The sequence below is a fragment of the Luteimonas sp. Soil_C_5 genome (assembly GCF_057656615.1).
In genome coordinates this window covers 295,128-308,144 of record NZ_JBDGKA010000003.1, presented here as the reverse complement: position 1 = coordinate 308,144, position 13,017 = coordinate 295,128, and the positions used below count along the sequence as shown (strand labels likewise).

Here is a 13,017-nt window from a genome sequence, read left to right as displayed (position 1 = left end):
GGGCTTTCGCGTTCCAGGGTGGGCGCGTCGATCGGACGCGGTGTCTGCAGTGGCGCTGCAGGTCGCGTCGGTGAAGACGATTGCCTCGGGCCGACCATCGTGGGCTGGCGCGCATCCACGCATCCGTGCGGATTGCATCGTGTCCGCAGGCTGAGGGCGCAGTCCGGCTCCCAGGCTGCGCGGATGCACACGGCCAGGCAGCGCCGGCACGCTCGGTCGATCAGACCAGGCGCCGCCCCGCGGCATACGACAGCGCCAGCAGCGGGCCGCCCAGCCAGTAGGTGAGTTCGGCCGGATGGCCGACCTGCCAGCAGGCGAAATCCGCGCGCTGGCCCACGGCCAATCGGCCGCGGTCGGCCAGGCCGAGGGCCTCCGCGCCGTGCACGGTCGCGCCGCGCAGTGCGGCTTCCGGCGTGATCCGGAAATGCGTGCAGGCCAGCTGCATGCCCTGGCGCAGCGAAAGCAACGGCGACGTGCCCGGATTGCAGTCGGTCGCGACCGCCATCGGCACGCCGGCCGCGCGGAACGCGTCCAGCGGCGGCAACGTCGTCTCGCGCAGCACATGGAAGGCGCCGGGCAGCAGCACCGCGACCGTGCCGGCGGCGGCCATGGCGGCGACGCCGGCTTCGGAGGTGTGCTCGACATGGTCGGCCGACAGCCCGCCGAATTCGGCCACCAGCGCCGCGCCGGCGCCGTCGCTGAGCTGGTCGGCATGCAGCTTCACCGGCAGGCCCAGCGTGCGGGCCACCTCGAACACGCGCCGCGTCTGCGCCGCGCTGAAGGCGATGCGCTCGGCGAACGCGTCCACCGCGTCGACCAGGCCTTCGGCGTGCAGCCGGGGCAGCCAGTCGCAGACCGCATCGATGTAGGCATCGGGGCGATCCGCGAACTCCGGCGGCAGGGCGTGCGCGCCGAGGAAGGTCGTGCGCACGGTGATGCCGAGCACCTCGCCGATGCGCCGTGCGACGCGCAGCATCTCCCGTTCGTTGTCGAAGTCCAGCCCGTAGCCGGACTTGATCTCCAGCGTGGTCGCGCCATCGGCGACCAGAGCGCGCGCACGCGGCAGCGACTGCGCCAGCAGTGTGTCTTCGTCGGCCGCACGCACTGCGCGTACCGTCGACACGATGCCACCGCCGCTGCGGGCGATCGCCTCGTAGCTCGCGCCCTGCAGCCGCTGTTCGAACTCACCGGCGCGATCGCCGGCGAACACCAGATGGGTGTGGCAGTCGACCAGTCCCGGCGTCACGCAGCCGGTCGCCTCGATCACCTGCGAGGCCAGACGGTCCGGTGCATCGGGAAGGGCCTCACGGGTGCCCACATGCACGATCACGCCATCGCGCCAGCCCAGGGCGCCGTCCTCGATCAGGCCATAGCCGGCGTCGCCATCCAGCGTGACGAGGGTCGGACCGACCAGCAGGCCGTCCCAGCGCTCAGCGGTCATCGTCGACCCTCGAACCGTCATTGCGCACATCAACATCGCCGAGTGGCGGTTGCACGGGCGTGTGCCCTGCAGGCAGACGCGGCTTGCGCGCCGCCGACAGTGCGATGAACACCGCGACCAGACCGCCGAACACGGCAATCAACGCGGCGAACAACGCCAGGTGGGAACCGCTCATTCGTGTCTTCCCGACGAAAGACCGCTAGCCTAACGCACTCCCTCCGGAACACCGCCGCCGATGTCCGACGCTGTCGAATCCAACGTCCAGCGCAGCGCTGCGGGCTGGCGCCTGTCGGCGATCGCCAACCTGCATTCGCATGCGTTCCAGCGTGCGATGGCCGGGCTGGCGGAAGTGCAGACCGATCCCGCCGATTCGTTCTGGACGTGGCGCGAGACCATGTACCGGATGGCGGCGCGGTTCGATCCGGATCTGCTGCGCGCGGTCGCGACCCAGCTGTATGTCGAGATGCTGGAGGCCGGCTATTCGACCGTGTGCGAATTCCACTATCTGCATCACGCGCCCGATGGCCGGCCGCATGCGCCCGCCAGCGCGATGTCGGATGCGTTGATCGAGGCTGCGCGTGCGACCGGCATCCGCCTGACATTGCTGCCGGTGCTTTACGTCAGCGGTGGTTTCGATGGCCGCGCGCTGGGTGAGCGCCAGCGCCGGTTCGGCCACGATGTCGACGGCTACCTGCGCCTGTTCGCCGATCTGCATGCGCGCCAGGACGCCGGACTGCGCGTCGGCTGCGCCTTGCACAGCCTGCGCGCGGTGCCTGCCGACGCGATGCACGCTGTGCTCGCCGCGCTGCCTGCGGATGCGCGCGTGCACGTGCACATTGCCGAGCAGATCGCCGAAGTCGACGACTGCATCGCCGTGCGCGGCGCGCGACCGGTCGCGTGGCTGCTGGACCATGCCGATGTCGACGCGCGCTGGACTCTCGTCCATGCAACCCATCTCGACACGGCAGAAATCGAAGGCATCGCGCGCAGCGGTGCGACGGTCGCGATCTGCCCGACCACCGAAGCCAATCTCGGCGACGGGCTGTTTCCGCTGCGCGCGTATCTGGACGCCGGCGGCGCCTGGGGCATCGGCTCGGATTCGCACATCTCGATATCGCCGGTCGAAGAACTGCGCTGGCTCGAGTACGGCCAGCGGCTGGCGACGCGCCGCCGCAATATCGCCGTGGGCCCGGGCATGCCCAGCGTCGGCGACACGCTGCTCGACGGCGTGGTGCGCAGCGCGGCGGCATCCAGCGGTTTCGATGCGGCTGACGATCACATCGTGCTGCATGCGGATGCACCGCTGCTGGCCGGCGCGCGCGCGGCCGATGTCGTCGACCGCTGGGTCTTCTCCGGCAACCGGCCGCTGGTGCGCGAGGTGCATGTACAGGGCCGCCAGGTCGTGGCCGATGGCCGGCATGCGCTGCACGATGCCGCCGCGGTCGACTATGCCGTCGCCATGCGCCGGCTGCTGGACGCGGCATGAGCCGCGGTCTGCGGATCCGCCGCGCGGGTCCGCAGGACCAGGCCGCGATCGTCGCGATCTACGCGCGCGCCAAACTCGACGAGCTGGCCGGCGAACCGGTCGTACCCGTGCTGTTGCCGCTGCCCGAAGATCCGGACCGGCTGGCCGCGCTCGAAGCGTCGACCGTGTTCGTCGCGGTGGAGGGCGAGGTCCTGGGCTTCGGTGCCTGCACGCCCGGTCGTGTCGGCATGCTGTTCGTCGATCCGCCCGCGCGCGGGCGTGGCGTCGGCGCTGCGTTGCTGGTGCGGATGCTCGCCGACCTGCCCGGCGAGGTCGAACTCGACGTCGTCGCCTCCAACACCGTCGCCATCGCTCTGTACCGGCGCGCGGGGTTCGAACGTGGCGGACACTACCGGGCGTCGTACAACGGCGTCGATGTCGGCGTGCTGACGCTGCGCCGCGCGTCCGGAACTGCGCGCCGGGACGCCGCGACGCGAGAACGCTTCGTACGCGATTGATCCTGCGCAACGCGTCGCGAACGTGTCACCCGATATCCTGCGCGCTTCCACTCGGGAGTCGCAGATGCAGGTCGACATCGCCATCGTCGGAGCCGGACCGGTCGGGCTGTGTTTCGCCCGCGCGCTGGCGGGCAGCGGGCTGAAGGTCGCGCTGTTCGAGCGGCAGGCGCATGCGGCCATCGCGCAGCCGGCGTTCGACGGACGGGAGATCGCGCTGACGCATGCTTCGCGCGACATCCTCGAACGCCTCGGTCTCTGGGCGCGCTTCGATCCGGCCGACATCTCCGACCTGCGCGACGCGCGCATTCTCGACGGCGAGCGCAGCGACGGTCTCACGATCACCGCGCGCGACGGCCGCAGTGCGCAGCTCGGCTGGCTGGTGCCGAACCAGCGCATCCGCCAGGCCGCGTTCGACGTGGTGGCCGATGCGCCCGACACCACCGTGCACGGCGATGCAGCGGTGCGCCATGTCGTCCAGCACGCCAGCGGCGTGACGCTTGTGCTGGAGGACGGCACGCGCGTCGAGACGCGTCTGCTGATCGCCGCCGACAGCCGGTTCTCGGCGGTGCGGCGCATGCTCGGCATCGGCGCGCGCACGCGCGATTTCGGCATGCGCATGCTGGTGTGCCGTGTCGCGCACACGCGCCCGCACCACCACGCGGCCTGGGAATGGTTCGATCACGGGCAGACGCTGGCGCTGCTGCCGCTCAACGGCGACCGCGCCTCGGTCGTGCTGACCCTGCCGCCGCAACAGATGGCCGAGGTCGAAGCGCTCGGCGATGCGGCGTTCGCTGCCGACATGCAGCGCCGCTTCCGCGACCGGCTCGGCACGATGACGACGATCGGCACGCGGCATGTCTATCCACTGGTCGGGGTCTACGCGGACCGGTTCGTCGCCGGGCACGCCGCCTTGCTGGGCGATGCCGCTGTCGGCATGCACCCGGTCACCGCGCACGGATTCAATCTCGGGCTACAGGGCGCGGACCGGCTGGCGCATTTGATCCGCGAAGCCCACGCGGCGGGCCGCGATATCGCCGGCTCGGGATTGCTGGAACGCTGGGCGCGTGCGCACCGCGCGGCGAGTTGGCCGATGTATGCCGCGACCGGACTGGTCGCCAGTCTCTACACCGACGACCGCGCGCCTGCGCGCTTGCTGCGGGGCGCGACGCTCCGCATCGCCCAGCGCATCGCGCCGTTCCGGCGGTTGATCGCCGGACATCTGACCCAGGCGCGCTGAAGGCGGCGGGGGCAAGGTGACTCCGCGCTGTTGGACTGGACTGGCGGCATCGCAGCCTCGCGCGTCTTCTACAAAAGACGATCCGCGCGCGGCCAGGCGCCTTCCAGTGTCAGCAGGAATTCCTTGGTCGGCAGGCCGCCGCCGAACCCGGTGAGCGCACCGCCCGCGCCGATGACGCGGTGGCAGGGCACGACGATCGACAGCGGATTGCGGCCGTTCGCGGCGCCGACGGCGCGGCTGGCGCCGGGCTTGCCGACCATGCGGGCGAGTTCGACGTAGCTCGCGGTCCTGCCGTAGGGAATGCGCGTCAGCGCCTCCCAGACCTGTCGTTGGAACGGCGTGCCGCGTGCGGCAAACGGCAGGTCGAAAGTCTGGCGCGTCCCGGCGAAGTAGTCGGCGAGTTGCTGCGCGGTCGTATCGAGTACCGGATGCGCGCCATCGCGCCAATCGTCACCGCGCGGCACCGGATGCCTGTGCTCGGCGAACTCGACGGCGTGCAGGCCTGCATCGGAGGCGGCCAGAAACAGCGGGCCCACCGGGCTGGCTATGGTGCGGGTGAACACCGTGGTGGTGTCTGGGCTCATGGCGATGGACTCCGGGTGGAACGTGCGCGCGTCGACGGCGTGGTGCGCACAGGTGTGGATGCAGACGCTTCGCGCCACAGATGGAAGACCGCGTAGCCACGCCAGGGCCGCCAGGCGCCCGCGTGCGCACGCAGCGCTTTGGCGGTCATACGTGTGCCATCGGTTGGCAGCATCTTCTGCAGCACGAGATCCTCGGCGGGAAACGCATCGGGATGGCCGAGCGCACGCAGCGCGATGTACTGCGCGGTCCATGGGCCGATGCCGGGCAAGGCGACCCAGCGTTCGACGAAGTCGTCGAGTGTGCGTGCGCGATCGAAATCCACGCGCCCGTCGAGCAGCGCGGCAGCGATGGCACGGATCGTCGCGATACGGCTGCCGATCAGGCCGAGGCCGTCGAAGTCGGCATCGACCAGCGCATCCGGCGTCGGAAAGAGATGCGCGAAACCCTGCGCGGCAAAGGTCTCCGGCAATGGCGTGCCGAAGCGCTGCGACAGCCGAGCAGTCAGCGTGCGCGCGGCGGCGACGCTGACCTGTTGGCCAATGACCGCGCGGACCGCGATCTCGAATCCGTCCCAGCCACTCGGCAGGCGCAGGCCCGGCCGTGCGCGCAGCAGCGGCGCCAGCCGCGCGTCGTGGCCGAGATGCGCGGCGATGGTGTCCGGATCCGCGTCGAGATCGAACATGCGGCGCACGCGCTGCACGGTGTCCTGCAGGCGCGATGGTGGGCAGCCGTGCAGCTGCAGGCGCAGCGCGGCCGGTGCCGGATCGGTGCGCATGCCCGGCCAGGCCTCCACGCGCAGCCATCCGGGCGTGTCCGCATCGCCGATCACGCGGGTGTAGGCGGCTTCGTCGACGACTTCGATACCGGGCAGCGCACGGCCGCGCAGGAAATCGAGCATCGCCGGAAAGTCATAGGGCGGGCGGTAGCCGAGACGCAGCGTCAGCGCATCGCCGGTGGATTCGCGCGGCGCCTTGCGCAGATTGCGTGGCGGCATGCGGTAGGCGTCCTGGAACACGGCATTGAAGCGGCGCAGGCTGTTGAAGCCCGCTGCCAACGCGACCTCGGTGATCGGCAACGCGGTTTCGGTCAGCAACTGCTTGGCGAACAGCAGGCGCCGCGTGCCGTGCACGCCGACCGGCGCGGCGCCGAGACGGTCGACGAACAGGCGCCGCAGCTGGCGTTCGCCGATGTGCAGCCGCTGCGCCAGATCGGCCAGCGGTGCATCGGTGAGCGCGCCCTGGTCGATCAAGGCCAGCGCACGCGCGACGATGTCGTCGCCGCGATGCCAGCTGCCATCGGCGGGTGCCAGCTCCGGCCGGCAGCGCAGGCACGGGCGGAACCCGGCGGCTTCGGCGGCGGCTGCATTGGCGTAATAGGTGACGTTGGCTGCCTTGGGCGCCGGCGCCGGGCAGACCGGTCTGCAGTAGATGCCCGTGGTGCGTACCGCGGTGAAGAACAGGCCGTCGAACCGCGCATCGCGACTCAGGCGCGCCTGTTCGCAGACGGCGGGGTCGGGCAGGGCAGGCACGGTCGACATGCACGCAGGCTAGCACCGGCGCCGTGTTTGGACTGGCCGGATTCGGACATCGATGTCGGGTGGTCCGGTGCGTGCGGGCGTGCTGATCGGAACGCTGCCGAGGACGGGCGATCGGACGCGTGCGCATCACGTGCTTCGGATCGAATGAAGCGTTTCCTGGATGGCGCGCTCGGTGTGCACCGGCGCATCGTTCTCAGCATCTGCATAGCGCGAACGCCTCCGGACGCCCGTCGCTGCCGTCAGCAACGCGCCGGATTGCATCATTCAGGCGTCAGTGGCGCGGCCGCCAGCGTCCCCGCACGACATGCCGTCAAACCGTGCCCGCGCCAGCGCTACAGGTGACGCGCATTGCACCGCATTCAACTCCGCTCAACGCGCCGTCTCGCGCAGCGCAGGCAACAGCGTCGCCGGATCGCCATCGTTGTCTTCGGCGGTCACGCCGATCAGCCGCGCCAGCAGCGGATACAGATCGACGTTGTCGAAGCCGTCCAGCACCACGCCGCGGCGGAACGCCGGGCCATGCGCGACGAACATCGCGCGCATCTCCGGCAGCGCCGGATCGTAGCCGTGCGAACCACGGGTGCGCTGCGGCCGGCGCGCCAGCGCCTCTTCGGGAATCGCGTCCCAGCCCGGGTGCATCTGGCAGACGATCGGCGGCACGCGCGGATGGCGGCCGAACTGCCAGCGTGCCGGCATCGCCTCGCGGCGCCAGCAGTCGTACTGGGCGTGTGCGCCGAGCAGGCGGTCGGCCACGCGCGCCTCGAAGCCCGGGTTCGGCACGATGCCGATCACCTGGCCGGTGGACACGATGCGCGCTTCCGTCATCGACGCCATCGATTCCACCGTGATCACCTGGCCCTCCGGCACCTCGGCCATGCCGTGGTCGGACACCACCAGCAGGTTCACCCGGTCCAGCGTGCCGCGCGTCCGCAGGCCGTCGACCAGCCGGGCCAAAGCGGTGTCGACGACGCGCATCGCCGCCCGGTATTGCGGCGAGCCGGGGCCATGGTCGTGGCCGGCCTTGTCAGGATGTTCGAAGTACAGCGTCACCAGGCGCGGCCGTGTGGTCGCCGGTTCGTCCAGCCAGCCGAGTACGGTGTCCACGCGCGTATCGATCGGGCGGGTTTCGTCGAACGGAAACCAGCGCGCCGGACGAACGCCGCGCACGGCGGCCTCGCTGCCGGGCCACGACAGCGTGGCGGTGGGCAGGCCCGCGCGTTCGGCGGTCACCCAGAGAGGCTCGCCATCGGCGTACCAGTCGCCGTTGCCGACGGCGTCGCGGTCCGACAGACGGAAATCGCCGAGCGCCTCGTCGTACATCGCGTTGTGGATCAGCCCGTGCCGGTCCGGCCGCAGACCCGTGACGAGGGTGTAGTGGTTGGGAAAAGTCAGCGACGGATACGAGGGCCGCATCCAGGCCTGCACGCCGTCGCGGGCCAGCGCATCGAGCGTCGGGGTGTCGCCGCGGCCCAGTGCGTCGGGTCGCGCACCATCGAGCGAAATCAGCACCAGCACCGGCGGATCGTCATCGGCGGCCGGGACGGCACCGGTCGGCGCGGTGGGTGGAAGCGTGCTGCAGGCACAGAGCCACAGCATGGACAGCAGCGCCGCAGCGCGCACACGGACAACATCGGGCATGCGGCCATGATACCGGGGCTTCATGACGCTTCGTCCGCACCCACGCCCGCAGCGTGAGCGATGCGCGCAGGCTGAACGTTCAGGCAATCCAGACCACAGCAGACGGGTGGCGGCGTATCGTGGCGCCACTCACTGGCAGCACCCGGGAGGTGCGCGATGAACAGCAAAGTATGGATGGTCGCGATGTGCGCCGGACTCGCCTTCGGTGCGGTCTCGCATGTCGCCCAGGCGCAGGAGCGGGAAGAGGAAGAAGAAATCCGCGGCCAGCGCGCCAGCGCATCCGACCGTTTCTGCGTGCGCGAAACCGGTTCACGCGTAACGGCGAACGCCAATGCGCGTTCCAGGCGCGCCGAGCAGGAATGCGTGAGCGGTGGCGGCCGGGTCTACAGCCGCGAGGACATCGAACGCACCGGCTCGGCCGACGTCAAGGACGCGTTGCGCCGTCTGGATCCGTCGGTCTTCTGAGGACCGGCATCGATGGCACTGGAAGGGAGTGCGCCCGAGGCGCACTCCCTTTTTTGATGCCTGCGCCGGAACTCAGAAGCGGAGTTCTGCGCCCAGCGTCACCGTGCGCGCGGTGCTGACGTCGTCGTCGAAGCGGTAGCGGTTGCCGTCGCGGTAGATCGACGAGTACGCATAGCCGTTGACCATCGCATTGACGTTGAAGTTGCGGGTCACGTCCATGCCGACACCCAGGCCGAAGTACGCGCCGCCGCCATCGTCGCTGAAGCGGCCTTCTTCGCGCATGCCGGGCGCTTCGAAGCGGTAGCGGAACTCCTGGTCGTAGGCCATGTAGCCGGCGCGCGCCAGCGCGAACCAGCGGCTGTCGGCGCCGAACTGGAAGCGTGCGTTCGCCCCGATATAGCCGTAGTCGGCCTCGAACTCGCGGCGCTCGGAGACGCCGGAGATGGCGAAGGTCTCGCCGATCTCGCCCAACCGGCCGTAGCCGCCTTCCACGCCGATCAGCACCGGCGATGCGCCGGCCTGCCAGCGGTAGCCCGCGCCGATCGATTGCGTGTTGCTCGTATCGTCCCTGAAACCGGTGTCCGACAGCGTCGCCCGGCCGGCCTGCACGCCGACGAAGAAACCACCCTGGGCCTGTGCGCACGGCACGGCCAGGACACCTGCGATGGCGACCAGCGCCACGCGTCCAAACTTGATCATGTTGTCCCCTGTCGATGAAAACACGCGGGCCGGAATCGGTCCGCGCGATACCCCGCGCTCGGCGGGGCGCGGAGTCTAGCGCGCGCGTGCGCGCGACGTCATCAGCAGGCGTCGCTGCGTCCCGTGGTCCACAGCAGCCCGCGCAGCAGTTGCGCGCGGAAGACCGGATAGGCGTACAGCGCCGGATCGTGGCCGAGGCCGGTGTACCAGGCGCGGCCGCCGGCGTTGCGGTGGCACCAGGCGATGGGGTGGTCGTCGCCCATGCGGCCGTCGGGATGCGAGGCGGGATCGATCGACGCAGTCACGTCGACGAACGACCGCGGATTGCGCCGGTAATCGTAGATCTCGTCGGTGACCAGCCAGTCCTGCAGACCGTCGGGACCGGCGCCGTGCTCGAACACCACGCGCACCGACTGCAGGCCTTCGGGATGACGCGCGAACCATGCGCCGACCAGATCGCCGTACCAGGGCCAGGTGTAGCCGCTGTCGGCCGCCGCGTGTACGCCCATGAAGCTGCCGCCCGCTGCCATGTAGCGTTCGAACGCGGCCTGCTGGGGGCGCTCCAGCACTTCGCGCGTGGTGTGCGCGAACACGACCGCGGCATAGCGCGACAACGTGGCGTCGTCGAACATGTCGGGGTCTTCGGTGGCATCGACCTCGAGGCCCGCTTCGCGGCCCAGCGCCTGCAGCGTCTCCACGGTCACCGGAATCGAGTCGTGGCGGAAGCCGGCAGTGCGCGTGAACACCAGGACGCGCGCGGGGATGGCGTCGCTGGCGGCGACAGGCGTTTCCACGGGCGCTGAGGATGCGCAGCCGGCGAGGCTGGCCAGCATCGCCGCGGTGAGGAGAGGGGAGGTGGAGGTCATGGGCGGAGCATAGGCGTTGTGTACACCGGCACTCACGCCGCAGCGCGTCAGGACGCGTGCGGATGCGATGCGATAATCGGCGCAACGCAGCCTGCAGGAACGTCCTTCCATGTCCGACTCCGCTTCGCGCCACGATCCCTCGCGCACGATCCGCGCGCCGCGCGGTTCCGAGCTCAGCTGCCGCTCGTGGCAGACCGAAGCGCCGTTCCGCATGCTGCAGAACAACCTCGATCCCGATGTTGCCGAGCGCCCCGAAGACCTCGTCGTCTACGGCGGCATCGGCCGCGCCGCGCGCGACTGGGCCTGCTACGACGCGATCCTCGAATCGCTGAAGACGCTGGGCGACGACGAAACGCTGCTGGTGCAATCCGGCAAGCCGGTCGGCGTGTTCCGCACGCACAGCGATGCGCCGCGCGTGCTGATCGCCAACTCCAATCTCGTGCCGCACTGGGCCACGTGGGAACATTTCCACGAACTCGATCGCAAGGGCCTGGCGATGTACGGCCAGATGACCGCGGGTTCGTGGATCTACATCGGCAGCCAAGGCATCGTGCAGGGCACGTACGAGACCTTCGTCGAGATGGGGCGCCAGCACTACGGCGGCGACCTGACCGGCAAGTGGATTCTCACCGCGGGCCTCGGCGGCATGGGCGGTGCGCAGCCGCTTGCGGCGAGTCTCGCCGGCGCGTGTTCGCTCACCATCGAATGCCAGCAGAGCCGCATCGATTTCCGTATCAAGACGCGCTACGTCGACGAACAGGCCACCGATCTCGACGACGGCCTCGCGCGCATCGCCAAGTACACGCAGGCCGGCGAAGCGAAATCGATCGCGCTGCTGGGCAATGCCGCCGAGGTGCTGCCGGAACTGGTGAAGCGCGGCGTGCGTCCGGACTGCGTCACCGACCAGACCAGCGCGCACGATCCCGTGCACGGCTATCTGCCGATCGGCTGGACGGTCGAGCGCTGGATCGCCGAACAGACCGCGAATCCAGACGTCGTGCGCGACGCCGCCAAGGCCTCGATGCGCGTGCACGTCGAAGCCATGCTCGCCTTCCACGCTGTCGGCATTCCCACCGTCGACTACGGCAACAACATCCGCCAGATGGCCCAGGACGAGGGCTGCACCAACGCCTTCGATTTCCCCGGCTTCGTACCGGCCTACGTGCGTCCGCTGTTCTGCCGCGGCATCGGCCCGTTCCGCTGGGTGGCGCTGAGCGGCGACCCCGAGGACATCGCCAAGACCGATGCCAAGGTCAAGGAATTGATCCCGGACGACCCGCATCTGCATCGCTGGCTCGACATGGCCGCCGAGCGCATCGCCTACCAGGGCCTGCCGGCGCGCATCTGCTGGGTGGGTCTGGGCGTGCGCGACAAGCTGGGCCTCGCGTTCAACGAGATGGTGCGCAACGGCGAACTCAAGGCGCCCATCGTCATCGGCCGCGACCATCTGGATTCCGGCTCCGTCGCCTCGCCGAACCGCGAAACCGAAGCCATGCAGGACGGCAGCGATGCCGTCAGCGACTGGCCGCTGCTCAACGCGATGCTCAACGTCGCCGGCGGCGCGACCTGGGTGTCGCTGCATCACGGTGGTGGCGTGGGCATGGGCTATTCGCAGCATTCGGGCGTGGTCATCGTCTGCGACGGCACCGCGGAAGCCGACAAACGCATCGCCCGCGTGCTGTGGAACGATCCCGGCACCGGCGTGATGCGCCACGCGGATGCGGGCTACGACATCGCGAAGACCTGCGCGAAGGAACAGGGCCTCAAGCTGCCGATGGTGCAGGCATGAGCGCCGTGCCCGCGGGCCGCGTGCCGCTGCGCATCGACTTCGTCTCCGATGTCGTCTGCCCCTGGTGTGCCATCGGGCTGGCCACACTCGAACAGGCGCTCGCGCGCCTGCCGGACAATGTCGACGTCGAGTTCCACGTACGCCCCTTCGAACTCAACCCGCAGATGGCGCCCGAAGGCGAGGACATCGGCGAGCACCTGACGCGCAAGTACGGCATGTCGCCCGAGCAGCTCGCTGGCGGCCAGGCCGCCCTCAAGGCCCGCGGCGCGGAAGTCGGCGTCGTCTTCGGCGAGCGCCGGCGCATCTGGAACACCTTCGACGCCCATCGCCTGCTGCACTGGGTCGGACAGTCGGGCCACGCGCTCGACCTCAAGCGCGCGCTGCTGCAGGACTATCACGGCGCTGCGGAAAACGTCTCGGACCACGCGACCCTCGCGCGCATCGCCGCCAGCGCCGGTCTGGACGCCGAGCGCGCTGTCGAGATCCTTGCCTCGGACGAATACGCCGACATCGTGCGCGCCGAAGAACAGTTCTTCATCCGCAGCGGCATCAATAGCGTGCCGGCCATCATCATCGACCAGCAGCACCTGATCTCGGGTGGGCAGCCCGTGGAGGTGTTCGAGCGGGCGTTGGGGGAGATCGTGGCGGGGAAGGCGGCTGATGCTTCCGGGGCGGGGCCGGGCGCAAGTCCGGGATAACGACTGTCTTGATGAAAGGTCTGGGTCAAGCAGATCCCGCCGTTCGCTGATCAGCATGCGTCTGGGTGCAAGCAGTCCG

13 protein-coding genes are annotated in these 13,017 nt (G+C 69.8%); 6 read left to right on the top strand and 7 right to left on the bottom strand.

The window, feature by feature from the left end:
• Nucleotides 1-220: 220 nt before the first annotated feature.
• Nucleotides 221-1,441 (bottom strand): imidazolonepropionase, encoded by a 1,221-nt coding sequence (gene hutI, locus AC3A5K_RS09815; RefSeq protein ID WP_487617339.1) that lies wholly within the window; start codon nucleotides 1,439-1,441, stop codon nucleotides 221-223.
• On the bottom strand, nucleotides 1,431-1,616 hold the full coding sequence (locus AC3A5K_RS09810; RefSeq protein ID WP_487617338.1) for a hypothetical protein: 186 nt from the start codon (nucleotides 1,614-1,616) through the stop codon (nucleotides 1,431-1,433). Before AC3A5K_RS09810 ends, hutI begins: the two co-directional genes overlap by 11 nt.
• Nucleotides 1,617-1,676: 60 nt before the next feature.
• Between AC3A5K_RS09810 and AC3A5K_RS09805 the strand changes: the two genes are divergently transcribed.
• The 3 genes from AC3A5K_RS09805 to ubiM all read left to right on the top strand — a co-directional run bounded on the left by AC3A5K_RS09805 (nucleotide 1,677) and on the right by ubiM (nucleotide 4,661).
• Nucleotides 1,677-2,927, top strand: coding sequence for a formimidoylglutamate deiminase (locus AC3A5K_RS09805; RefSeq protein WP_487617337.1), 1,251 nt, complete (start codon nucleotides 1,677-1,679; stop codon nucleotides 2,925-2,927).
• A complete protein-coding gene (locus AC3A5K_RS09800; RefSeq protein WP_487617336.1) occupies nucleotides 2,924-3,424 on the top strand; it encodes an N-acetyltransferase family protein in 501 nt (166 codons plus the stop codon). Before AC3A5K_RS09805 ends, AC3A5K_RS09800 begins: the two co-directional genes overlap by 4 nt.
• Before the next feature lie 64 nt (nucleotides 3,425-3,488).
• Complete coding sequence (ubiM, locus tag AC3A5K_RS09795; protein ID WP_487617335.1) at nucleotides 3,489-4,661, top strand: 5-demethoxyubiquinol-8 5-hydroxylase UbiM; 1,173 nt, start codon at nucleotides 3,489-3,491, stop codon at nucleotides 4,659-4,661.
• Between the two features lie 68 nt (nucleotides 4,662-4,729).
• Here the strand turns inward: ubiM and AC3A5K_RS09790 are convergent, their stop codons facing one another.
• The 3 genes from AC3A5K_RS09790 to AC3A5K_RS09780 all read right to left on the bottom strand — a co-directional run bounded on the left by AC3A5K_RS09790 (nucleotide 4,730) and on the right by AC3A5K_RS09780 (nucleotide 8,421).
• Nucleotides 4,730-5,245 carry a methylated-DNA--[protein]-cysteine S-methyltransferase gene (locus AC3A5K_RS09790; protein WP_487617334.1) on the bottom strand — a complete coding sequence of 172 codons (516 nt, stop codon included), beginning with the start codon at nucleotides 5,243-5,245 and terminating at the stop codon, nucleotides 4,730-4,732.
• Nucleotides 5,242-6,783, bottom strand: a complete 1,542-nt coding sequence (locus AC3A5K_RS09785) for an AlkA N-terminal domain-containing protein (RefSeq protein ID WP_487617333.1) — start codon at nucleotides 6,781-6,783, stop codon at nucleotides 5,242-5,244. Before AC3A5K_RS09785 ends, AC3A5K_RS09790 begins: the two co-directional genes overlap by 4 nt.
• Before the next feature lie 369 nt (nucleotides 6,784-7,152).
• On the bottom strand, nucleotides 7,153-8,421 hold the full coding sequence (locus tag AC3A5K_RS09780) for an alkaline phosphatase family protein (protein WP_487617332.1): 1,269 nt from the start codon (nucleotides 8,419-8,421) through the stop codon (nucleotides 7,153-7,155).
• A gap of 156 nt (nucleotides 8,422-8,577) precedes the next feature.
• Between AC3A5K_RS09780 and AC3A5K_RS09775 the strand changes: the two genes are divergently transcribed.
• A complete protein-coding gene (locus AC3A5K_RS09775; protein WP_487617331.1) occupies nucleotides 8,578-8,886 on the top strand; it encodes a hypothetical protein in 309 nt (102 codons plus the stop codon).
• Between the two features lie 72 nt (nucleotides 8,887-8,958).
• Here AC3A5K_RS09775 and AC3A5K_RS09770 read toward each other — a convergent pair whose 3' ends face one another.
• Both AC3A5K_RS09770 and AC3A5K_RS09765 read right to left on the bottom strand, forming a co-directional pair.
• A complete protein-coding gene (locus AC3A5K_RS09770) occupies nucleotides 8,959-9,585 on the bottom strand; it encodes a porin family protein (RefSeq protein WP_487617330.1) in 627 nt (208 codons plus the stop codon).
• A gap of 101 nt (nucleotides 9,586-9,686) precedes the next feature.
• Complete coding sequence (locus AC3A5K_RS09765) at nucleotides 9,687-10,451, bottom strand: ThuA domain-containing protein (RefSeq protein ID WP_487617329.1); 765 nt, start codon at nucleotides 10,449-10,451, stop codon at nucleotides 9,687-9,689.
• A 109-nt stretch (nucleotides 10,452-10,560) separates the two neighbouring features.
• Between AC3A5K_RS09765 and hutU the strand changes: the two genes are divergently transcribed.
• A complete protein-coding gene (hutU, locus tag AC3A5K_RS09760; RefSeq protein ID WP_487617328.1) occupies nucleotides 10,561-12,240 on the top strand; it encodes a urocanate hydratase in 1,680 nt (559 codons plus the stop codon).
• 5 nt (nucleotides 12,241-12,245) lie between these two features.
• On the top strand, nucleotides 12,246-12,938 hold the full coding sequence (locus AC3A5K_RS09755) for a DsbA family oxidoreductase (protein WP_487617327.1): 693 nt from the start codon (nucleotides 12,246-12,248) through the stop codon (nucleotides 12,936-12,938).
• Nucleotides 12,939-13,017: the final 79 nt, after the last annotated feature.

What these genes read in the sequence shown, in the direction of transcription:
- hutU (WP_487617328.1), top strand. Translation starts at nt 10,561, where the DNA reads ATGTCCGACTCCGCTTCGCGCCACGATCCCTCGCGCACGATCCGCGCG.
- AC3A5K_RS09810 (WP_487617338.1), bottom strand. Translation starts at nt 1,616, where the DNA reads ATGAGCGGTTCCCACCTGGCGTTGTTCGCCGCGTTGATTGCCGTGTTC.
- hutI (WP_487617339.1), bottom strand. Translation starts at nt 1,441, where the DNA reads ATGACCGCTGAGCGCTGGGACGGCCTGCTGGTCGGTCCGACCCTCGTC.
- AC3A5K_RS09800 (WP_487617336.1), top strand. Translation starts at nt 2,924, where the DNA reads ATGAGCCGCGGTCTGCGGATCCGCCGCGCGGGTCCGCAGGACCAGGCC.
- AC3A5K_RS09765 (WP_487617329.1), bottom strand. Translation starts at nt 10,451, where the DNA reads ATGACCTCCACCTCCCCTCTCCTCACCGCGGCGATGCTGGCCAGCCTC.
- ubiM (WP_487617335.1), top strand. Translation starts at nt 3,489, where the DNA reads ATGCAGGTCGACATCGCCATCGTCGGAGCCGGACCGGTCGGGCTGTGT.
- AC3A5K_RS09805 (WP_487617337.1), top strand. Translation starts at nt 1,677, where the DNA reads ATGTCCGACGCTGTCGAATCCAACGTCCAGCGCAGCGCTGCGGGCTGG.
- AC3A5K_RS09775 (WP_487617331.1), top strand. Translation starts at nt 8,578, where the DNA reads ATGAACAGCAAAGTATGGATGGTCGCGATGTGCGCCGGACTCGCCTTC.
- AC3A5K_RS09780 (WP_487617332.1), bottom strand. Translation starts at nt 8,421, where the DNA reads ATGCCCGATGTTGTCCGTGTGCGCGCTGCGGCGCTGCTGTCCATGCTG.
- AC3A5K_RS09785 (WP_487617333.1), bottom strand. Translation starts at nt 6,783, where the DNA reads ATGTCGACCGTGCCTGCCCTGCCCGACCCCGCCGTCTGCGAACAGGCG.
- AC3A5K_RS09770 (WP_487617330.1), bottom strand. Translation starts at nt 9,585, where the DNA reads ATGATCAAGTTTGGACGCGTGGCGCTGGTCGCCATCGCAGGTGTCCTG.
- AC3A5K_RS09790 (WP_487617334.1), bottom strand. Translation starts at nt 5,245, where the DNA reads ATGAGCCCAGACACCACCACGGTGTTCACCCGCACCATAGCCAGCCCG.